Source organism: Bradyrhizobium sp., from assembly GCF_049512235.1.
Lineage (GTDB): Bacteria > Pseudomonadota > Alphaproteobacteria > Rhizobiales > Xanthobacteraceae > Bradyrhizobium.
This window is the reverse complement of sequence record NZ_JBEKXH010000057.1, coordinates 1-21798: the sequence shown is the minus strand read 5'-3', so window position 1 is coordinate 21798 and position 21798 is coordinate 1. Positions and strand designations below refer to the sequence as shown.

The following is a 21798-nucleotide window of genomic DNA, read 5'->3' as shown; positions in this document are numbered from 1 at the left end:
TTCGAGCCAGCGCATGGCGGCGACGACCACGATATTGATCAGGAGGTACAAGATGGTGGCCGCCGTGAAGGCCTCGAACACCTGAAAGGAAAATTCCTGCACCGCCCGCGCCTCGCCGGTCAGTTCGATCAGGCCGATGGTGATCGCCACCGAGGTATTCTTGATGGTGTTGAGAAATTCTGACGTGAGTGGCGGCATGATGATGCGAAAGGCCATCGGCAGCAGCACCCAGCGATAGGTCTGCGCCGTCGTCAGGCCGAGCGCAGTGGCAGCCAACCTCTGGCCGCGCGGCAGCGATCCGATGCCCGCCCGCAGCTGCTCGGCGACGCGCGCCGACATGAACAGCCCGATACCAACGGAAGCCGTGTAGAACGGCGCGTGGGGCATCTGCTTCAGCCACAGCCCCCAGGCACGCGGCAGCAATTCCGGCAGCACGAAGAACCAGAGAAAGAGCTGCACCAACAGCGGCATGTTGCGGAAGAATTCGACATAAGCAAAGCCTGCCCAGGATGCCGTCTTCGACGGCAACGTACGCAACACGCCGACGATCGATCCGAAGACCAGCGCGATGATCCAGGCGAAGATCGCGGTCTCGACGGTCAGAACCAGCCCCGACAGCAGCATGTCGAGATAGGTGCCGGTCCCGTCGGGGGCCGGCTCGAAGAAGATGTGCCAGTTCCAGTGATAATTCAAAAAGGCCCCCGCAAACCACGGCTACAGATCAAGACTGCGCCACAGACCGCCGCTCATGCAATGGCCGCGCCATCGCACCAGCGAGGGGAGCTCACATCGCCTTATACGAATCGGGATCGGGAGAATCCGAGGGATTGGCAAATTCGTGCTTCAACTCGGCGCTGATCGGCGCATTGAGGTTCAGCCCCTTGGGCGGAATTTTCTCCATGAACCATTTGTCGTACAGCCTTTCGCCTTCGCCACTCTGATAAAGCGCGGCGGTGGCGCCGTCGACCACCTTCTTGAAGGCCACGTCGTCCCGGCGCAGCATGATGCCGTAGGGCTCCGGCTTCGAGAAGGCGTCCTTGGAGATCACATAGGCGGCCGGGTCTTTCGACCCGGCGACCAGGCTAGCCAGCAGAATGTCGTCCATTACGAACGCCACCGCGCGGTCGGTCTCGACCATCAGGAACGCCTCGGCGTGATCCTTTGCCGGGATGATGTTGACGCCAAGATTGCGGGCGGCGTTGGCTTCGGTGAGTTGCTTGATGTTGGTGGTGCCTGATGTCGAGACCACCGGCTTGCCCTTGAGATCATCAATCGAGTTGATGTTGCCGGCCTTCTTCGAAACGAAGCGGCTCGCGGTCAGGAAATGGCTGTTGGTGAACCACACCTGCTTCTGGCGTTCGGCATTGTTGGTGGTCGAACCGCATTCGAGATCGATGGTGCCATTGGCCAGCAGGGGAATGCGGGTCGAGGACGTCACCGGGTTGAGCTTGACCTCGAGCTTGTCGAGCTTGAGCTCCTTTTTCACGGCGTCGACAATCTTGTAGCAGATGTCCATCGCAAAGCCGACCGGCTTCTGGTTGTCGTCCAGATAGGAAAACGGGATCGACGAATCGCGAAAACCGAGCGTGATCGCGCCGCTCTCCTTGATGTTCTTCAAGGTCCCGGTGAGATCCTCGGCGCTGGCCTGCCCCGCGCAGAACGCGGCGGCGATCGCAAGGCCCATCAGACGCAAATGTTTCATTCGTGCTCTCCTGTTGGAGCGATTGATCGCAATGCTGGCATAAACCGGGCCGGAATAGAATGTGACTTTCGGCCGTCATCCGTCCCCCGATGGTTCCCATACCAGCAGCGATCCACCCTTATTTGCCCGCGCGCCTTTCCGCGAGCACCATCTGGTCGCGCAGAAAATCTGCGAAATCGATGCCCTCCGCCTTGAGGGCCTTGGGATAGAGCGAGGCCTTGGTCAGGCCGGGCAAGGTGTTGGTTTCGAGAAAAACCAGCCCCTGGTCCGAAACGATGAAGTCGGAGCGGGAATAGCCGCTGCACGACAGCGCCCGGTGTGCCCTGACCGCCTGATCCATGATGGCCGCGGTGATATCGGGCGCAAAACGCCCGGGGCAAATTTCCTGCGTCGATTTTGCCAGGTATTTTGCCCGGTAATCGAACACACCTTCCCCGGGGACGATTTCCACCGGCGGCAGCGCCATCAGCGAGCCGTCCAGTCGCTCCAGCACACCGCAGGTCGCCTCGGTACCGGCGACGAACGGTTCGATCACATAGTCTTCGGTCTTGGCCGCGCGGCGAAGCGCGACGAGGTCCTGGCGCGCATTGACAAAGATCAGGCCGTAGCTCGATCCATCCCGCACCGGTTTGGCAATCAGCCTGCCATGCTCGGCCAAAGCGGCCTCTGCATCCTCCAGCGCGACACCAGCCGGCGACTTCACGCCCGCGATGGCCGCAAAGCGTTTTGCGGAGATCTTGTCGAAAGCAAGATGCGACGACGCCGAGCCCGAACCGGTGAAGGCAATCCCGCGCATCTCGCACATCGCCTGAAGCTCGCCATTCTCCGCCATGCCGCCATGCAGACCGAGCAACAGCAGGCGATCCTCGGCCTTGGCCTGATCGAGCGCCTGTTCGATCGTGCCGAGGCTCGGCGTGTTGGGCGTGAACGGGTCCTCGAACGGCCGCGGATGCTTCAAAAGCACCTCGGACGAGACTTCATGCACCGTGTCATCAATATCCCAGAACCACAGCTCGGCTTCCGGCAAGGTCGTACAAAGCGCCTGGGCCGTGGCCACCGACACCTTCCCCTCTTTATTCGTCCCTCCGAACAGAATGGTAATCCGCATCAGCTTTTCTCGATCCCGATCCGCTTGATTTCCCACTGCAGCTCAATTCCGCAGTTCTGCTTGACCCGGGAGCGAACAGTCTCGCCGAGGCTTTCGATATCATGGCCGGTCGCGGTTCCCGTGTTAATCAGGAAATTGCAATGCATCTCGGAAACCTGCGCGCCGCCGACGCGCAAGCCGCGGCAGCCGGCGGCGTCGATCAGCTTCCAGGCGCTTTGACCGGGCGGATTCTTGAAGGTCGAACCGCCGGTCTTTTCCCGGATCGGCTGCGCGGTTTCGCGATGGGTTTGCACCTCCTGCATACGGGTCCGAATGGCTTGCGGTGCGGCGATCCGCCCACGGAAACGCGCGGAGGTAAATATCATCGAGGGATCGACACCGCACTTGCGATAGGCGAACTTCATGTCGGCATTGCCAAACGTATGTTTCTTGCCGCCACGCCCGATGCCGGTGGCCTCGATCAGGACGTCTTTGGTCTCGGCCCCGTTGGCGCCGGCGTTCATCCGCAGCGCGCCGCCGATGGTACCGGGAATGCCGAACAGGAACTCCAGCCCGCTGAGGTTCGCCGCCGCCGCGGCCTCGGCCACGCGCTTGTCGAGCGCGGCGGCACCGGCGGTGATGACATCGCTCTCGACGCTGGTCTCGCCGAAGCCGCGTGGGCTTAGCCTGATCACCACGCCAGGGACGCCGCCGTCACGCACGATCAGGTTGGAGCCGACGCCGACGGCATACACCGGCAGTTCGCCCGGCAGCTGCGCCAGGAAATAGCCGAGATCATCCTCATCCGCTGGCGTGAACAGCAGCTGCGCCGGACCACCGACGCGAAACCACGTCAGCGGCGCGAGGCTCTCATTGGCGAGCAGCCGCCCGCGCAATTCGGGCATCGCAGCTTTGAGAGCCGGCGTGATGTCAGGGAAGGTCAAAAATAGCCTCTCCACTCGTTATGGCCGGGCTTGTCCTGGACCAGCCCGGGCATGACGAAGTTGAAGGACAAGCCCGGGCTTGACGAGGTTAAGGGTGGTGCCATTACCCCAGCGCCTTCAATTCGGCCGGCAGCGCGTAGGCCCATTGCGTGATGTTGCCGGCGCCGAGACAGACGACGGTGTCGCCGCGAGCGGCGATGCCATGCACCACGCCAGCGAGATCGGCGGAGTTCCGCAGCGGAATGACTTCACGATGGCCGTGGGCGCGCAGGCCGAGGACAAAATGGTCGCGGTCGATGCCTGCGATCGGCGCTTCGCCGGCCGGATAGACTTCGGCGACAACAACGGTATCGGCGTCGTTGAAACAGGTGCAAAATTCCTCGAACAGCGATTGCAGCCGGGTGAAGCGGTGCGGCTGCACCACCGCGATGATTTTGCCATCGGAGGATTCTCGCGCCGCCTTCAGGACGGCTGCGATCTCGACCGGATGATGGCCGTAATCGTCGATGACGGTGACGCCATTCCATTCGCCGGTTCGGGTAAAGCGCCGCCGCACGCCGCCAAAACCTGCGAGCGCCTTGCGGATGGTCTCGTCCGCAAGGCCCAATTCGCGGGCGACCGCGATCGCTGCGGTGGCGTTGAGCGCGTTGTGCCGTCCCGGCATCGGCAGCACCAACTCGGCGATCTCATGGGCGACATCGGTCTTGCGGTCGCGAAAAGCGACCTTGAAGTTGGATCCGCCACCGATCGGATGAAGATCGATCAGCCGCGCGTCGGCCTGCGGATTTTCGCCATAGGTGATGATGCGGCGATCCTCGATCTTGCCGACCAGACTTTGCACGACAGGGTGATCGATGCACATCACCGCAAAACCGTAGAACGGCACGTTCTCGACAAATTCGCGGAATGCATCCTGCACGGCGTCAAAGGTCTTGAAATGGTCGAGGTGCTCGGGATCGACATTGGTCACAATGGCGATATCGGCCGGCAGTTTCAGGAAGGTGCCGTCGCTCTCGTCGGCTTCCACCACCATCCACTCTCCGGCCCCCAGCCGCGCATTGGTGCCGTAGGCATTGATGATGCCGCCATTGATCACGGTCGGATCGAGGCCGCCGGCATCGAGCAATGCCGCCACCATCGAGGTCGTGGTGGTCTTGCCATGGGTGCCCGCGATCGCAACGCAGCTTTTCAGCCGCATCAGTTCGGCCAGCATTTCGGCGCGTCGAACCACGGGAATGCGCTGGGCGCGGGCCGCCATCAATTCCGGATTATCGCGCTTGATCGCGGTCGACACCACCAGCACGTCGGCGCCGGCGACGTTTTCAGCCCTGTGCCCGACATTGATGGCGATGCCCTTGTCGCGCAGCCTGTTGACATTGGCGCCCTCGGCGGCATCCGAGCCCTGCACCGTGTAGCCGAGGTTAAAAAGCACCTCGGCGATGCCGCTCATGCCAATGCCGCCGATCCCGACGAAGTGGATGGGTCCGATCTCGCGCGGAAGTCTCATGGCATGTCTCGCAGTGTTTTCGTCATGGCCGGGCAAAAGCGCCAACGGGTTCGCGCCAACGGGTCGCGCGAATGCGCACCCGATGACAGGCTCCGCTTGCGGCCGGCTCCGCCTGTCTTCGCGCAGATGTCCCGGCCATCCACGAATCGCCGTCACTTCATGCAAGACGTGGATGGCCGGGACAAGCCCGGCCATGACGCAAATATTCTAAATCAGGCCTGTTTGGCCTAAATTCCAGCCACTTTCATCACCAGATCGGCGAGCTTTTCGGCGGCATCCAACCGGCCGACGGTGCGGGCGTACGCCGCCATCGCAGCTAGCCGCGCCGGCTCGGCCGCCAGCGCGGCAATTTCCGTCGCCAGCCGCTCGGAGGTAAAATCTGATTGCGCGATCCGCAGCGCGCCGCCCACCTCGGCCAGCACACCGGCATTGGCGAACTGATCCTGGTCGATCGAGCCGGGCAGCGGCACCAGGATCGACGGCCGGCCGATGGCGCCGAGTTCGGCCACGGTGCCGGCGCCGGAGCGGGAGATGATGAGATGGTTCGAGGCCAGCCGCGCCGGCAGATCGGTGAAGAACGGTGCCAGTTCGGCATTGATCCCGAGCCGGTCATAGACCGCGCGCACTCGCGCCATGTCTTCTTCGCGTACCTGCTGGGTGACGATCAATCGGTTCCACAGCGAGGGATCAAGCCGCTCGATCGCGCTTGGCACGATATCGGCCATCACCCGCGCCCCCTGGCTGCCGCCGACGACCAGCATCCGAAACGTTCCCGTCGGCTCGGGGGCGAGGTACGGCACCGCCGCCGCGGCGAGGATGGCGGGGCGCATCGGGGTGCCGACATTGGTGGTTTTTCCAGATAGCGCCGGGTCGCGGTCGAGCACGCCCGGCAGCGAGGTCGCGATCGCGCTGACGCGGCGCGACAGAAAACGGTTGGCACGCCCGAGCACCGCGTTGGCTTCGTGAATGATGCCCGGCACGCCCGTCAGCCGCGCCGCCATCAGCGGCGGCAGCGTCGGATAGCCGCCAAAGCCGACCACGGCCCTAGGTCTCAACCGGCGCATCAGGTGTAGCGAAACCGCGGTGCCGACGGCGAGCATCACCGCTGTGCGGGCCAGCGACCAGGGCGTGCGGCCGCGTAGCGTTTCGCTCGGTACCACGTCGATGGTGCCCCTGGAAAACAATCCGCTATAGCGCAGCGCGCGCGCATCGGTCGCCAGCCGCACCCGAAGGCCGCGCCGCATCAGTTCGACGCCGAGCGCCTCGGCGGGAAACAGATGGCCGCCGGTGCCACCCGCGGCCAGCAGAATGAGAGGGGCGTCGGTCATCGGGGGTTCTTTGCGAGTTGCTCTTCGTCATTGCGCGCTGACGGCCGGCGCGCAATGACGAAGAGCTGCGTTAAGATCAAGCGTAACTTCGCACCGCGTTGGCATCGCCGATCGATTCCATCTCGGTGCGGGGCCGATGCCGGGTCAGCGCCAGCATCATGCCGACGCCATAGGCCAGCGAGACGATCGAGGAGCCGCCATAGGAGATAAACGGCAGCGTCATGCCCTTGGCTGGGATCAGCTGCAGATTGACCGACATGTTGATCGCGGCCTGTGCGCCAAACAAAATCGCCAAGCCCGCTGCGGCGAAGCGCGCGAACATGTCCTCGGTGGCGTAAGCGCGCGACAGCGCCCGAATCACGATGAAGGCGAACAGAGCAAGCAGTGCAAGACAAAGGATGATGCCAAATTCCTCCGCCGCCACCGCGAACACGAAGTCGGTGTGGCTGTCCGGCAGGCTGCGCTTGGCGATGCCCTCGCCCGGTCCCAATCCGAACCAGCCGCCGTTGTAAAAGGCCTCCATCGCCGTATCGACCTGAAAGGTGTCGCCGGAGGCGGGATTCATGAAGCGCTTGATGCGGCCTGCGACGTGCGGCACCAGAAGGTAGGCCCCGAACAGTCCGGCGCTGGCAGCGCCCGCCAGTCCCGCCACCCAGATCATCCGCATCCCGGCGATGAAGAACAGGGCGCCCCAGACCATCAGGATCAGCATGGTCTGGCCGAAATCGGGCTCCATCACCAAGAGCGACACCAGCATCAGGAGCAACACCAGCGCCAGCGAGGTCGCGGGCATTTCCGGCCGCCGCGCCGATTCCGCGAACAGCCACGCCGCCAGCACCACAAACGCCGGCTTGGCCGATTCGGAGGCCTGGATGTTGAGGCCGATCAGCGTGATCCAGCGCCGCGAGCCCTTGACCTCCGGACCGATCAACAGCGTCGCCACGATCAAGAGAATGCTGACCGCGAATACGATCAGGGCGGTGCGGCGGATCTGCCGCGGCGACAGGAACGACACGCCCATCAGCACGATGAAGGACGGCAACAGGAACAGGACATGGCGGTTGAAGAAGTGAAAGGGATCGAGGCCGATCCGGGTCGCCACCGGCGGACTGGCCGCCAGCGAAAGAATGATTCCGCTCAGCATTAGCGCAATGATCGCCGCGAGCTGGGCGCGGTCCACGGTCCACCACCACTCGCTGAGGGGGTTGCGTTGTTCACGGGAGAGCATGGGCGGTCCCAGAGCCTTGAGGGTTTGCCCATTGGTCGCTGATGATGGTTTCCGAAGGGTTAACGGGATGCGGCTTTTCTTACCTATGCCGGCTTGCGGCCGCTTGCTGGGAGAGGCAAGAAAGAGCGTGCGCCCCGGCTTCCGCAATTCCCGCCGCACGCGCGGTGTGCTCCCTCGCCCCGCTCTTCGCGGGGAGAGGGTTGGGGTGAGGGGCTCTCTCAACGGGCTCGTCTCGCGGAGAGTCCCACTCACCCGGATCGCATCTGCGATGCGATCCGAACTCTCCGCGCAAGCGGGGAGAGGTAAGAAAGAATTCACATCACCGGCTCAACGCCCGGCAGCGCGGTGACGAGGTCGCGGAAGGCCGCGCCACGGATTTCGAAATTGCGGTACTGGTCGAATGAGGCGCAGGCCGGCGACAGCAGCACCACCGGGTCAGGCAAACCCGAGGCTTCGGCGTCGCGGGCGGCATGCTCGACGGCGACTTCAAGGGTCTCGGAGATCTGGTGCGGCACCGAAGCGCCGAGCGTGGCGGAAAATTCCTTTGCCGCCTCGCCGATCAGATAGGCCTTGCGGACGCGCGGAAAGTATTCGGTCAGTGAGGCGATGCCGCCAAGCTTGGCCCTGCCGCCGGCGATCCAGAATATATCGGCGAAGGATGACAGCGCGTGCGCCGCGGCATCGGCGTTGGTGCCCTTGGAATCGTTCACGAACAGGACCTTGCCGCGGCGGCCGACCTGCTCCATGCGGTGCGCGAGACCGGGAAAACTGCGCAAAGCGCTCTGCAGCATTTCGGGCGCGACCCCGAGCGCCAGCGCGCAAGCCGAAGCGCAGGCTGCATTCTGCGCGTTGTGCAGCCCCCGCAAGGATCCGATGCCGCCGATCCGCGCGATCGCACTGCGCGCGCCGCCCGATGCACGCCAGATGGTTTCGCGCTCGACATAGAGGCCGTCCGGAAGCGGGCTTTTAACCGAGACCCGGACCACGCGCTGGCCGGCCTGCTCGATCCGGTCGGCGGTATTGCGGCTCCATCCGTCGTCGACGCCGACGATCGCGGTGCCCTCTTTCTGCACGCTGGCGACCAGGCGCTGTTTGACCGCGGCGTAATGCGCAAGCGTGCCATGGCGATCGATGTGGTCTTCGCTGATGTTGAGCAGGATACCGACGGAGGGATCGAGCGACGGCGCCAGATCGATCTGATAGGACGACATCTCGATGACATGCACGCGGCCTTTGCGCGGCGGTTCCAGCGACAGGATCGCGGTACCGATATTGCCGCCCATCTGGGTATCATAGCCGGCGACGCGCATCAGATGGGCAATCAACGCGGTGGTGGTCGATTTGCCGTTGGTGCCGGTGATGGCGACGAAGGACGCATCCGGCGCATGACGCCGTCGCTCGCGGCAGAACAGTTCGATATCGCCGATCACTTCGATGCCGGCCCGTTGCGCCGCCAGCACGGTCCAGTGCGGCGCGGGATGGGTCAGCGGCGCGCCCGGCGTCAGCACCAAAGCTGCAAAATTCGCCCACGACACTTTTCGCAGGTCAGCGGTGACAAAGCCCGCTTGCGCGGCCTCGGCGAGTTTTTCAACGCCGTCATCGCCAGCGATCACTGCCGCCCCGCCCGCCTTCAAGGCGTGACAACTCGCAAGCCCCGAGCCGCCGAGGCCAAACACCGCGACCGTCTTGCCCGCGAAGGAGGTGATGGGGATCAAAGGATCACCGCAGCTTCAGGGTGGAGAGGCCGGCCAGCGCCAGCATCACCGCGATGATCCAGAACCGGATCACGATCTGCGGTTCGGTCCAACCCTTCTGTTCGAAATGGTGGTGGATCGGCGCCATCCGGAACACGCGCTTGCCCGTGAGCTTGAACGAAACGACCTGCACGATCACCGAAACCGCTTCCAGCACGAACAGTCCGCCGATCACGCCAAGGACGATCTCGTGTTTGACCGCGACCGCGATCGAGCCGAGCATGCCGCCGAGCGCCAGCGAGCCGGTATCGCCCATGAAGATCGACGCCGGCGGCGCGTTGAACCAGAGAAATCCCAGTCCGGCGCCGAGCACGGCGCCGCACAGCACCGCCAGTTCGCCGGTGCCGGCGACGTAATTGATCTGCAGATAATCGGAAAACACCGCGTTGCCGACCAGATAGGAGATCAAGCCGAAGCTCGCCGCCGCGATCATGACCGGCACGATGGCGAGACCGTCGAGGCCGTCGGTCAGGTTGACCGCGTTACCGGCGCCGACAATGATGAAGGCCCCGAACAGCAGGAAGAACCAGCCGAAATTCAACAGCACGTCCTTGAAAAAGGGAAGCACCAGCGAGGAGGAGAACGGCTGGCGTCCGAGCCGGACCAGCGCGTAGCACGCCGCCAGCGCGATCAGCGCCTCGAGCAAAAGCCGGATGCTGCCGGCGAAGCCGCCATGCGACTGTTTCGTCACTTTCAGATAGTCGTCGTAGAAACCGACGAAGCCGAAGCCGAGCGTCACCGCCAGCACGATCCAGACATAGGGATTGAGCGGATTGGCCCACAGTAGCGTCGAGACCACCAGCCCGGACAGGATCATCAGGCCGCCCATGGTCGGCGTGCCGATCTTGGTCAAAAGGTGCGACTGCGGGCCGTCGCTGCGGATCGGCTGACCCTTGCCCTGGCGAAGCCGCAAATGATCGATGATCCAGGGGCCGAACAGAAAGACGAACAGCGCTCCGGTCACCATGGCCCCGCCAGTGCGAAAGGTGATGTAGCGAAAGACGTTCAAGAACGTGCGGAACACGCCCATGCCGGGAACCGTGTTGGAAAGATCAATCAGCCAGTAGAACATTAAAATCCGCCCTATACCGCGGCTTGGTCGCGCGCGGCGCTACCGGGAAAGCGCTTTTCGAGCGCATTGACAACCGTTTTCATCTTCGAGCCGAGCGACCCCTTGATCATGATGGTGTCGCCGGCGCGTATTGCCGCTGCGACCTGCGCTTGGAGATCGGCGGCGCTATCGGCATAGCCGCCCCGTTTACCCGTGGAAAGCACGTCCCACAAGTTTCGCATCAGCGGACCGCAACAATAAACCAGATCGATATGATTGGTCTTGATGGCGTCGACCAGGCCGCGATGCAGCGCGGCGCCGGTTGGGCCGAGTTCGAGCATGTCGCCGAGCACCGCGATGCGCCGGCCATGCGCGCCGATCTCGGCATGGCCGAGCACGCTGAGCGCGGCCGCCATCGACGCCGGGTTGGCGTTATAGCTTTCATCGATCAACGTCGCCTCGCCGTTGCCGACTTCCAGCCTGCGCCGCACGCCGCGGCCCGCCGCCGGCTCGATCTGCGACATCGACAATGCGGCAAGCGCAAGATCGGCGCCCGCAAGCGACGCCGCGGCCAACACCGAGAGCGAATTCATCGCCATGTGGCGGCCGGGCACGCCGAGCTTGTAGGTCACGTCATGCCCTAGGATATTGGCCTGCAGCGCCGAACAGGTCGCATGCAGCGACATGTCGAGCAGCCGCGCGTCGGACTTTTCATCGGTGCCGAACGAGACGATGCGCGAAATGCCGAGTTCCCCGGCGCGGCGCTGCAGCCGGTCGAACTGCGCATTGTCGCGGTTGAGCACCACGGCGCCGCCGGGCTCGATGCCCGTAAATATTTCCGCCTTGGCGTCGGCAATCGCTTCGATGCCGGCAAAGAATTCCAGATGCACCGGCTCCACCGTGGTGATGATGGCGAGCTGCGGCCGCACCATCTTGACCAGCGGCTCGATTTCGCCGGGGTGATTCATGCCGATCTCGAAGATCGCAAAACGCACCGTGGCGGGGCAGCGCGCCAGCGAGAGCGGCACGCCCCAGTGGTTGTTGAACGACGCGGTGGAAGCATGGGTCGGCCCTTGCGCGGACAATACCTGCCGCAGCGCCTCCTTGGTCGAGGTCTTGCCGACCGATCCGGTGACCGCAATCACCTGCGCATGCAGGCGCGCACGCGCGGCACCAGCGAGATCGACCAGAGCCGCGAGCACGTCGTCGACCACCAATAGCGGCGCGTCGCCCGGGAATTTCGCGCGCTCGGCCGCACCGACCACCGCCAGCGCCGCGCCGGCCTGCAAGGCCGCCATGACAAAATCATGTCCGTCATGGACGTCGCCCTTGATGGCAAAATAACCTTCACCTGGCGCGATGGTGCGGCTGTCGATGGAAAGGCCGGAGACCGCTTCCGGCAATGCGCCGCTGACCTCGGCGCGCATCGCCGCCGCCATCGCGCCCGAAGTCCACAGCGGCACAGCGCTCATGCAACCCTCGGGGCAAGTGCCGCTGCAACCGCATCATGATCGCTGAACGGCAGGACGCGGTCGCCGACAATCTGTCCGCTCTCATGGCCCTTGCCGGCGATCAGGAGCGCATCACCCTCCTGCAGCGCGGATATCGCGGCTTGGATGGCCTCGGCGCGGTCGCCGATTTCTCTTGCGCCTTTGGCGGTGCTCAGGATCGCCGCCCGGATCAGGCCGGGATTTTCGCTGCGCGGATTGTCGTCGGTGACGATGACGCTGTCGGCATTCTCGGCGGCGATCGCGCCCATCAGGGGACGTTTGCCGGCATCGCGGTCGCCGCCGGCGCCGAACACCACGATCAGCTTGCGTTTGGCGTAAGGCCGCAGCGCCTGCAGCGCCTTGGCCAGCGCGTCGGGCTTGTGTGCATAGTCGACGAAGATCGGCGCGCCGTTGCATTCGCCGACCCGCTCCAACCGGCCCTTTGCCCCCTCAAGATGTTCAAGGCAAGAGAATACCTGGTCCGGCTCGCTGCCGGTAGCGATCGCGAGCCCGGCCGCGATCAGCGCATTCTCGATCTGGAATTCGCCGACCAGTGGCAGCCGGACCGCCTGCCTGCGGCCGCGGTGCTCGAGCGTCAATTCCTGCGCAAAGCCGTCGATCACGGCCCCGATCAGACCGATGCCCTCGTCGGCGCCACAGCCCTTGCCGCCGACCGCGACAAGCCGCAGGCCGCGCCGCCGCGCCGCATCGATCACGGCCTGCGAGCAATCATGGTCGGCCGAGATCACCGCCGCGCCATCGGCTTTGACGAGATCGCGGAACAGTCGCAGCTTGGCGGCAAGGTAATGTTCGACGTCGGGATGATAATCCATGTGATCGCGCGACAGGTTGGTAAATCCGGCAGCAGCGATGCGGACACCGTCCAGCCGATATTGATCGAGCCCGTGCGACGAAGCCTCGATCGCCAGATGGGTGACGCCGTCGCGCGTGATTTCGTCGAGCTGCCGGTGCAGCGCAATCGGATCCGGCGTGGTCAGCGATCCATAGATGGTGCGTTGCGGCGACACCAGCCCGATGGTGCCGATGCTGGCCGCTTGCTGACCGAGCCGCTGCCAGATCTGGCGGGTGAAGGCGGCGACCGAGGTCTTGCCGCTGGTGCCGGTGACTGCCGCGATGACGGCCGGCTGCCGCGGATAGAACTTCGCCGCGGCCAGCGCCAGCGCGCGGCGCGGATTGGGCGTGGCAACGAACGGCACGCGGCAAGCGCCTTGCGACGGATGCGCGCCGGCTACCGCAACCGCGCCGGCTGCGATCGCAGCATCGATGAAGCGCGCGCCATCGGTCTTGTGGCCTGCGAGCGCGAAGAACACATCGCCGGGCTTGACCGCGCGGCTGTCCACCGCAAGGCCTGATACCACAGCCGCTTCCGCCTGCGTATCGATCGTGGCGTCATCGCTGAACAGGTCGCGAAGTCTCATGGTCTCTTTGTCTTCCGGTCCGGCCGGCGCGTATGATAACGCCTTACTGGGTTGTCTTCGATGCCGCAAGAATGAGGCGGTCGGACGGCGGCAGGTCAAAGCGCGGCTCGATCCCCAGCAGCGGCGCGATGCGGGCGATCACATTGCCTCCGGTCGGAACCGCGTTCCAGCCGGAAGTGATGAACCCGTAGGTTTCCTTCAGCGGCTGCGGCTCGTCCAGCATGACCAGGAGCTGGTACTGGGGATTATCGGCAGGCAGAATCGCGGTGAAAGCCGTGAGCACGCGCTTCTTGACGTAGCGGCCGTTGACGACCTTCTCGGCGGTGCCGGTCTTGCCGCCGATATAATAGCCCTTGACGTCGGCTTTTCTCGCCGTACCGATCTCGGCGTTCAGCCGCATCAGGAATCGCATTTTCTCGGAGGTCTCCGGCCTGATCACCCGTTTTGCCAGCGCCATCGCTTCCGGTTCGCTGCGCTTCAGGAAGGTCGGCGGAATCAGATAGCCGCCATTCACCAGCGCGTCGATGCCCATCACCGCCTGCAGTGGTGCCACCGCGATGCCATGGCCGAATGCGATCGTCACCGTGTTCAATTCGCTCCATTTCTTCGGCAGGATCGGCGAGGCGCTCTCCGGCAATTCGGTGCGCAGCCGCTCCATTTGCCCCATCTTGCGCAGGAACGCCTTGTGCGCCTCCACGCCTTGAGACAACGCAATGCGCGCCGCGCCGACGTTCGACGAAAAGGTGAACACCTCCTTCATGTTGAGGAAGCGGCCCTTGGGCTCGTCGTCATGGATGGTGAACCTGCCGTAGTGCAGCGGCCCGCGCGCATCCCACATCGAGTTGAGATCGGACTTGCCGGAGTCCAGCGCCATCGCCAGCGTGAAGGCCTTGAACGTCGACCCCAACTCGTAGACGCCGGTGGTCAGCCGGTTGATGCGGTCGGGATCGTGCGCCTCTTTCGGATTGTTGGGATCGAAATCCGGCACCGATACCATCGCCACGATCTCGCCGGTCCTGACGTTGGAGACGAGACCGGAGGCCGCCTTGGCGTGGAATTTTTCCTTGGCCTTGAGCAGTTCGTCGCGCAGCGCGTGTTCGACGCGCAGGTCGACCGACAATTCGATCGGTCGCTGCAGACGGTCGGTGGCAAAGCCGGCGCGGTGCAGATCGGCAAGGCCGTTGGAATCGAGCCACTTTTCCATCCCTGCGATGCCCTGGTTGTCGATATTGACCAGTCCGATCAGGTGCGCGACTTCGGCGCCGGTGGGATAAACCCGCTTGTTCTCGCGCAGGAAGCCGATGCCGGGAATGCCGAGGCGGTGAATTTCCAACTGTTGCAGCGGCGTGATTTCACGCTTCAGCCAGACAAAGCCCTTTTTCGAGGACAGCCGGTCGCGTACCTCGGAGGTGTCGAGATCGGGCAGCGTCGCGGTCAGAAGTTCGATCGCTTCGTCCTTGTCGATGATCCGGCGCGGCTCGCCGAACAGACTGGGCGCCTTGACGTCGGTGGCGAGCACTTCGCCGTTGCGGTCGACGATGTCGGGCCGCGCGGTAGCGATGGCGTCCTGCGCCGCGGTCAGGCGCGCGGCGTGGCCATCGCCGCTGACGGCAAACATGATCAAGCGTCCGCCGATCACCGCATAAATGGCCGCAAAAGCCACGATCGCAAATCCGACACGGGCGCGCGCTTTCGCTGACCGGTCGACGTTGCGGCCGAAAAGCAGGGTGCGGATCAGCCGCTGCCGCCATGGTTCTCTGGGCTTTAGGGAGCTGCGCGCGGCATCGGTCATCGCGGATCCTCTGGCCCCGGCATCGAACCCGTCGCTGCGACGGAATCGATGGCCTCGATCATCGCGCCGATCGGATCGGGATCGCCCGGCCTGACGAAGCTCGGCGGCCGCTCGGGCAGGTTTTTCAACGAATCGTACTGCGTGGCATTCAGCGGCTTCAGCGCCAGATGGCGTTCGGCCAGGCCCTGCAGCCGCAACGGTGCATCAAGCCTGGCCCATTCGGCGCGCAGCACCGCGATGGCGTCGCGCTGCTCGCGAATTTCCGCACGCAGCCGCAGCACGCGCTCGGTGCGGGCGGTGGAGTCCATCTTGATCCGGTAGACATAGGCGGCGGCGAACACCAGGGCGGCGATCACGAGAAGATGGATGATCCGCATGATCAGCCTCTCCTCAACACGTCAGCGAGAACAGGCCATGCCGGCAATGCGGCGGCGGCATGCGCCGGCGCATTGGTGCGTTCGGCTGCCCGAAGTTTTGCGGAGCGGGCGCGGGGGTTGGCCGAAATCTCGTCGTCATCCGGGGTAACGGGACGCTTGGTCAAAATGACAAAACTTGGCGCGGCATGCGCAAGCTCCGGCAGATGCCGCGATCCACCACCGGCTTTGCCGCGCTCGACCATGAAATTCTTGACGATGCGGTCTTCCAACGAATGAAACGACACCACGACCAGCCGGCCGCCGGGCTTCAGCACGCGCTCAGCCGCCGCCAGCGCCAGGTGCAACTCGTCGAGTTCCTCGTTGACGAAGATCCGCAGCGCCTGAAACGTCCGCGTCGCCGGGTGAATTTCGCCCGGCTTCGACCGCACCACCCTGGAGACGATATCGGCCAGTGACCGTGTGGTCAGGATCGGCGCTTCCTGGCGCGCGGCGACGATGGCGCGGGCGAGCCTGCGTGAGTGACGCTCCTCGCCGAAGATGTAGATGATGGCGGCAAGATCGGTCTCGGAGGCGCTCGCGATCACGTCCGCCGCGGTCGGACCGTCATGGCCCATCCGCATGTCGAGCGGGCCGCCCTGGCGAAACGAGAATCCGCGCTCGGCGACATCGATCTGCATCGAGGAGACGCCGACATCCATCACGACGCCATCGACCGCATCCAAGCCCTGCGCGGCGCAAATCCTCTCGAGATTGGAAAACCGGTCCTCGACCAGCGTCAGCCGGCCGCCCGCCCGGTCAACGAGATCGAACCCGCCTGCGATGGCAGATCGGTCCCGGTCGATGCCGACGACGCGGGTTCCGGGGATGCCGAGTATCGCCCGGCTGTAGCCGCCGGCGCCAAAGGTGGCGTCGACATAGAGGCCGCCCTTGCGGGGTTCCAGCATCTCGATCGCCTGACCGCCGAGTACGGGAATATGACGTTGGGGGAACGAATTCATGCGCCGGCTCCGGGCGGCGTCGGGGCTGGGATAAGGAATTCGGACGCGAACGAGCCCATTGCGCCTCAAATATATTTGCTTGGCCGGGCTCTTCGGCTCGAAAATCACCTGCGAGGCGCGCTGGCCGATCTTCGGTGAGTCCCATCGCAAACCCTGATTTCCCGATGGAATTTGCTGGGCTGCCATGGATTTCGAGCGTCAATGAGCCTCGGCCGTCCCCCGACCGGTTCGGCTCTTCACCACTTAGTAACGTCATTTGGCGTTAAGAAAGGGTTGATGGCGCTACTATAATCGCTCGTCAGCGGGGCCGGCCGTTGCCCAGCTGTGGCGTCGTGCACACAACCCGCCAAAATTCGAAGCCCCGACGGATCATGGCATTGCGCGCATATCATAATGAGGCAATAGTGGAAAAAGTTCGTGTCAAAGTAGTACGATTGCCGTCCTGCTGCGCGGTTTGGGTTGTCCTATGCCATCAGGTCCGTTTGCATCAGCTAGTCATGAAGCAAAGCGGCGCGCAATCCCGCTCCCCAAGGCCAATGCGAACATGAAGACGTTCAACCCCGATTCCTCGATCGCTTCCGACATCATTCCGTCGGCCAATTTTGGCGACCGTAACAAGGGCCGGTTGCCCGACATGATCGTGCTGCACTACACCGGCATGCCGGATGTGGATAGCGCGATCACGCAGCTGTGCACGGCGGGCACCGAAGTGTCCGCGCATTACGTCGTACTGGAGGATGGCCGCATCGTGCAGTGCGTGCCGGAAGCCAAGCGCGCCTGGCATGCCGGCGTGGCCTCCTGGGGCGGCGAAGACGACATCAATTCCTGTTCGATCGGCGTCGAGATCGTCAACCGGGGTCATGATTGGGGCTATCCGGATTTTCCGCCGCGCCAGATCGCCGCTGTCATCGCGCTGTGCCGCGGCATCATACTCCGCCGCGACGTGCCGTCACACCGGGTGCTGGGGCATTCCGACGTTGCCCCATCGCGCAAGAAAGACCCCGGCGAGAAATTTCCCTGGCATTCGCTGGCCAATTCGGGCGTCGGCCACTGGGCGCAACCGGCGCCGATCGTGCGCGGCGAAGCCCTCAAGCTGGGTGCCATCAGCGAGGAAGTCGGCCACCTGCAGCAGGCATTGGCAAAGTACGGCTACGCTGTGCCGATCAACGGAAAATATGACGGGCCGACCATGGAAGTGGTTGCCGCCTTCCAGCGTCATTTCCGCCCCGCCCGCGTCGACGGCGTCGCCGATCGCTCGACCCTGACCACCTTGCAGTCGCTGCTGACCGGTCTTTCGACCAACGCCAGGGCCGTGTCGGCGCAGTAGTTTTGTTCGCGGCAACGGCAGTGGGCTCCCTCGCCCCGCTCTCGCGGGCGGATGGTGAGCGTGATTAAGGCGTAGGCTACCCGCGATCGTCGTCGAGCTCCCTCAGCCGCCGCGCGTAAAGCCGCCGCAGCGGCTCCAGTTGCGTCGCGGCGGTCGCCGCGAGATAGGCCTCGCGGGCCGCATCATGGCGGCCGAGCCGGCGCAGCAGGTCGGCGCGGACGGCCGGCAACAACTCGTAGCCCTGCAATCCGCCGCGGGCCTGCAGCGCGTCGATCAGGTCGAGCGCCCGCGCCGGTCCGTCGACCATCGACAGCGCCGCGGCGTGATTGAGCTCGATCACCGGTGACGGGCTGATCCGTAGCAGCACTTCATAAAGCCCGGCGATCTGCTTCCAGTCGGTATCGCGATAACTCGGCGCCCGCGCATGCAGGGCTGCGATCGCGCCTTGGACCGCGTAAGCGCCGGGACGGCCGGGCCGCCGAAGGGCGTCTTCCACCAACCTCACACCTTCGGCGATCTGCTGCGGGTCCCACAGCGCGCGATCCTGTTCTTCCAGGAGCACGATATCGCCGCCCGCGGTCTGACGCCCGGCGCGGCGCGCGTCATGCAGCAGCATCAAGGCGAGCAATCCCTCGATCTCGCCCCGCTGCGGCATCAGGGCGTCAAGCAGGCGACCAAGCCGGATCGCCTCACGCAAAAGGCTCGGCCGCATCAGATCCTCGCCCGAGGTTGCCGCATAGCCTTCGGTAAAGACGAGATAGATCACCGCGAGCACCCCGCGCAGCCGCGGCTCCAGCGCTTCGCGGTCCGGCAACTCGTAGGAAATTCCTGCGAGCCGGATTTTCTGTTTGGCGCGGACCAGGCGCTGCGCCATCGCGTCTTCGCCGGCCAGAAAGGCACGCGCCACCTGCGCGGTCGAAAGCCGGCAGACCGTCCGCAGCGTCAGCGCGACCTGAACCTCGACCGCGAACGCCGGATGACAGCAAATGAAGATCAGCCGCAGCATGTCATCGTCGAGCGCCGGGTCGGCGACATCGTTGGAGCCGGCCGCGTTGTGCAGCAACTCCTCCACGAGTTCACGCTGCTTGCCGCGAAAGACGATTTGGCGGCGGATGCGATCGATCGCCTTGTTGCGACCGACATTGACCAGCCACGCCCGCGGATTGCAGAGCTTTTCGGCCGCGGGCCAGCGTTCCAGTGCTAGGGCAAAGGCATCCTGCAACGCATCCTCGGCAAGATCGAAATCACCGACGAGGCGGATCAGGGTTGCCAGCGCCCGCCCCGCCTCATCACGGAATATTTTCTCGATTTCGCTGGGAGACATGGGAATGCACCGTTTATCGACCGACATTTCGGGTCTGCCAACGGGTCCGCGCAAAGCGGCGCCCGATGACAACCTCCGTAGCAACCCGGAATGACAGCTTCGCGATCAATTAATAGGTCCAGATCGGCCTGACCTCGATCGACCCCGATCTCGCGGTGGGAATCCGCGCCGCGATAGCAAGCGCGGCGTCGAGATCCTTGGCCTCGATCAGATAGTAGCCGCCGAGCTGTTCGCGGGTTTCCGCGAACGGACCGTCGGTGGTCAGGGTCTTGCCGTCGCGGACCCTGACGGTGGTCGCCGTCGCGCTCGGCTGCAGCCGGTCGCCAGCCTTGAAATTGCCGCTCTGGATGATGCCTTGGGTGAAGGTGCCATATTCCTCCATCATCTTCTTGCCGGCGGCGGCATCCATTTTGCCGGCCTCGGCCTCGTTCTGGTAGATCATCAGCAAATACTGCATCTTCCTTGCTCCTTTTTTGATCGGCGGGGTTCGCCGACACCCAGTCGAACGGAACGATCGCAAAACGACATCTCCAGGATAAATTATTCGCCCCGCCCTCGGCCGAAGTTAACGGCTTGACGCGACGGCGCTAAGCCCCCATGCCTTGAGTCGTCAGTCGGCCGGACGGCCGCTCCGGCAGTCACCGAAAGGTGGCCGAAGAGGAAAGTCCGGGCTCCATCGACATGCGGTGCCGGATAACATCCGGCGGGGGTGACCCCAGGGACAGTGCCACAGAAAACGAACCGCCCGCCTTCGCCCCTTTGGGGCTTCGGCGCGACAGGCCCTCGGGCTTGCCGCGCCAAAGCAGCGCGAGCTGTGACGGCGGGTAAGGGTGAAAAGGTGCGGTAAGAGCGCACCGCGGATCCGGCAACGGAAACGGCATGGCAAACCACACCGGGAGCAAGACCGAATAGGGACGGCAACGCGGCACTGTTCGCTTCGTAAGCGATAACACCGCGGGGGCGATGTCAGGCTCGCCGTCCGGGTAGGTTGCTCGAGGCAACGTGCAAACGTTGTCCCAGAGGAATGGCCGTCGCGTATCGTCCGCGCGAGCGGGCGGTGCCCTACAAAACCCGGCTTACAGGCCGGCTGATGCCTTTACGCGAAAGCGTTTTCGCGCGAAGCGGGAATTCCAGTTCGCGGGAATTCGACGCGTGTTACTGAAATGAGGGGTTCGGCGCAACACGCCGGACCCCTCGCCACATCGTCCGCACGCCGGCTGCTGCCGCCTTACCCACGGCCGCCGCTCCTGTTCTGCGATGTCGCCGAACCGCCAATCACGGGGGCGTCGGCATTGCCGTCCACGGACTCCATGGCTAGTCTAAACCAGCCCACTCGCTAATTCAGACAAGGACTCTGGATTTCCAAACCAGAAGGCCCACGTTTGTCCGCAGCGGCTGGCTGGAGATTCTAGGCATGCAGTGTCCTCGGTGTCGGCTGAACAATCGCGACGAAGCGCGATTCTGCCGAGCTTGTGGGACGGCCGTCAGGCCCGTCTGCTCGGTCTGCGGAAGCAATTTAACCGCCGAAAGCAGGTACTGCGACAATTGCGGTTCGCCCTCTGCCGGCGTCGCGGCGGGGCAGATTGTTTCACCGCCGCTGGCTTCGCCCTATTTCCCCGCGGCTGCCTCTGCCGGCAAAACGATCTTCAGCTCCGATACAGCGCTGGAAGGCGAGCGAAAGCAAGTCACGGTACTTTTCTCCGACGTGCAGGGATCAACCGAACATATCGCCGATCGTGACCCTGAGGAAGCACGTCGGCTTCTCGATCCGATCCTGCAGCGGATGATGGAAGCCGTCGACCGTTATGAAGGCACGGTCAACCAGGTGATGGGCGATGGGATTCAGGCGCTGTTCGGAGCACCGATCGCCTACGAGGATCACGCCGTCCGAGCCTGTTACGCCGCCCTCAAGATGCAGGAATTGATCAAGAGCTACGCCGAAGAGCTGCGCCGGACCGAGGGCCTTCCGCTGCAGATTCGCGTCGGCCTGAACTCAGGCGAGGTTCTGGTGCGCTCGCTGGGCAGCGAACTCCACACGAACTATTCCGCCCATGGCGAGACCACTCACGTGGCGGCTCGCATGGAGCAGATGGCTATACCGGGAACTGTTCTGATCTCTTCACGGACCTTTCAGCTTGCGGAGGGATATGTGTTGACCCAACCGCTCGGCCCGATGTTCGTCAGGGGGCTGGCGGCGCCGATCGATGCGTATCAGCTGGTGGGAGCCGTCGCGGTCTCAAGACTTCAGGCGCTTGCCAATCGCGGACTGACCCGATTTATCGGGCGTGAGGGCGAGCTGGACCAGTTGCGTCGGGCGCTCGATCGAGCGCAAGCGGGCAATGGTCAGGTCCTTGCGTTGGTGGGCGAGCCGGGCGTCGGCAAGTCTCGCCTGATCCAGGAGTTTATTCACTCGGAGCACACTCAAAGCTGGCGGATCCTTGAAGCCCGCG

18 protein-coding genes, 1 other RNA gene and 1 pseudogene are annotated in these 21798 nt (G+C 64.0%); 4 read left to right on the top strand and 16 right to left on the bottom strand.

The window, feature by feature from the left end:
• The 14 genes from ABSG20_RS07990 to rsmH all read right to left on the bottom strand — a co-directional run.
• Positions 1 to 693 (bottom strand): amino acid ABC transporter permease (locus ABSG20_RS07990; protein WP_423863956.1); only part of this gene is annotated, 693 nt, incomplete at its 3' end.
• 91 nt (positions 694 to 784) lie between these two features.
• Positions 785 to 1702, bottom strand: a complete 918-nt coding sequence (locus ABSG20_RS07985; RefSeq protein ID WP_423863955.1) for an amino acid ABC transporter substrate-binding protein — start codon at positions 1700 to 1702, stop codon at positions 785 to 787.
• A 118-nt stretch (positions 1703 to 1820) separates the two neighbouring features.
• On the bottom strand, positions 1821 to 2810 hold the full coding sequence (locus ABSG20_RS07980) for a D-alanine--D-alanine ligase family protein (protein WP_423863954.1): 990 nt from the start codon (positions 2808 to 2810) through the stop codon (positions 1821 to 1823).
• A complete protein-coding gene (gene murB, locus ABSG20_RS07975; RefSeq protein WP_423863953.1) occupies positions 2810 to 3733 on the bottom strand; it encodes a UDP-N-acetylmuramate dehydrogenase in 924 nt (307 codons plus the stop codon). Before murB ends, ABSG20_RS07980 begins: the two co-directional genes overlap by 1 nt.
• 103 nt (positions 3734 to 3836) lie before the next feature.
• Positions 3837 to 5240 (bottom strand): UDP-N-acetylmuramate--L-alanine ligase, encoded by a 1404-nt coding sequence (gene murC, locus ABSG20_RS07970; RefSeq protein WP_423863952.1) that lies wholly within the window; start codon positions 5238 to 5240, stop codon positions 3837 to 3839.
• Positions 5241 to 5467: 227 nt separating this feature from the next.
• On the bottom strand, positions 5468 to 6568 hold the full coding sequence (gene murG, locus ABSG20_RS07965; RefSeq protein WP_423863951.1) for an undecaprenyldiphospho-muramoylpentapeptide beta-N-acetylglucosaminyltransferase: 1101 nt from the start codon (positions 6566 to 6568) through the stop codon (positions 5468 to 5470).
• 76 nt (positions 6569 to 6644) lie between these two features.
• Positions 6645 to 7796, bottom strand: a complete 1152-nt coding sequence (ftsW, locus tag ABSG20_RS07960; protein ID WP_423863950.1) for a putative lipid II flippase FtsW — start codon at positions 7794 to 7796, stop codon at positions 6645 to 6647.
• Positions 7797 to 8110: 314 nt separating this feature from the next.
• Positions 8111 to 9511 (bottom strand): UDP-N-acetylmuramoyl-L-alanine--D-glutamate ligase, encoded by a 1401-nt coding sequence (murD, locus tag ABSG20_RS07955; protein ID WP_423863949.1) that lies wholly within the window; start codon positions 9509 to 9511, stop codon positions 8111 to 8113.
• 4 nt (positions 9512 to 9515) lie between these two features.
• On the bottom strand, positions 9516 to 10622 hold the full coding sequence (mraY, locus tag ABSG20_RS07950; RefSeq protein WP_423863948.1) for a phospho-N-acetylmuramoyl-pentapeptide-transferase: 1107 nt from the start codon (positions 10620 to 10622) through the stop codon (positions 9516 to 9518).
• A gap of 11 nt (positions 10623 to 10633) precedes the next feature.
• A complete protein-coding gene (locus ABSG20_RS07945; RefSeq protein WP_423863947.1) occupies positions 10634 to 12073 on the bottom strand; it encodes a UDP-N-acetylmuramoylalanyl-D-glutamyl-2,6-diaminopimelate--D-alanyl-D-alanine ligase in 1440 nt (479 codons plus the stop codon).
• Complete coding sequence (locus ABSG20_RS07940) at positions 12070 to 13530, bottom strand: UDP-N-acetylmuramoyl-L-alanyl-D-glutamate--2,6-diaminopimelate ligase (RefSeq protein WP_423863946.1); 1461 nt, start codon at positions 13528 to 13530, stop codon at positions 12070 to 12072. The genes ABSG20_RS07945 and ABSG20_RS07940 overlap by 4 nt, the downstream gene beginning before the upstream one ends.
• Before the next feature lie 43 nt (positions 13531 to 13573).
• Complete coding sequence (locus ABSG20_RS07935) at positions 13574 to 15322, bottom strand: peptidoglycan D,D-transpeptidase FtsI family protein (protein ID WP_423863945.1); 1749 nt, start codon at positions 15320 to 15322, stop codon at positions 13574 to 13576.
• Positions 15319 to 15699 carry a cell division protein FtsL gene (ftsL, locus tag ABSG20_RS07930; RefSeq protein ID WP_423863944.1) on the bottom strand — a complete coding sequence of 127 codons (381 nt, stop codon included), beginning with the start codon at positions 15697 to 15699 and terminating at the stop codon, positions 15319 to 15321. The genes ABSG20_RS07935 and ftsL overlap by 4 nt, the downstream gene beginning before the upstream one ends.
• Positions 15700 to 15701: 2 nt before the next feature.
• Positions 15702 to 16697, bottom strand: coding sequence for a 16S rRNA (cytosine(1402)-N(4))-methyltransferase RsmH (gene rsmH / locus ABSG20_RS07925; RefSeq protein ID WP_423863943.1), 996 nt, complete (start codon positions 16695 to 16697; stop codon positions 15702 to 15704).
• 466 nt (positions 16698 to 17163) lie between these two features.
• Here rsmH and ABSG20_RS07920 point away from each other — a divergent pair, with 466 nt between their 5' ends.
• Positions 17164 to 18024: an N-acetylmuramoyl-L-alanine amidase gene (locus tag ABSG20_RS07920; RefSeq protein ID WP_423863942.1), complete on the top strand. Its 861-nt coding sequence runs from the start codon at positions 17164 to 17166 to the stop codon at positions 18022 to 18024.
• Between the two features lie 76 nt (positions 18025 to 18100).
• Here the strand turns inward: ABSG20_RS07920 and ABSG20_RS07915 are convergent, their stop codons facing one another.
• Positions 18101 to 19348, bottom strand: coding sequence for an RNA polymerase sigma factor (locus ABSG20_RS07915; RefSeq protein ID WP_423863941.1), 1248 nt, complete (start codon positions 19346 to 19348; stop codon positions 18101 to 18103).
• A gap of 109 nt (positions 19349 to 19457) precedes the next feature.
• Positions 19458 to 19805, bottom strand: coding sequence for a YciI family protein (locus tag ABSG20_RS07910; RefSeq protein ID WP_423863940.1), 348 nt, complete (start codon positions 19803 to 19805; stop codon positions 19458 to 19460).
• Between the two features lie 153 nt (positions 19806 to 19958).
• Here ABSG20_RS07910 and rnpB point away from each other — a divergent pair.
• The 3 genes and pseudogenes from rnpB to ABSG20_RS07895 all read left to right on the top strand — a co-directional run.
• Positions 19959 to 20443: RNase P RNA component class A (gene rnpB / locus ABSG20_RS07905), an RNA gene on the top strand.
• A gap of 319 nt (positions 20444 to 20762) precedes the next feature.
• Positions 20763 to 20888, top strand: a pseudogene (locus ABSG20_RS07900) (double zinc ribbon domain-containing protein); the annotation flags it as partial.
• A 165-nt stretch (positions 20889 to 21053) separates the two neighbouring features.
• On the top strand, positions 21054 to 21798 hold a 745-nt coding region (locus ABSG20_RS07895), incomplete at its 3' end, for an adenylate/guanylate cyclase domain-containing protein (protein ID WP_423863957.1).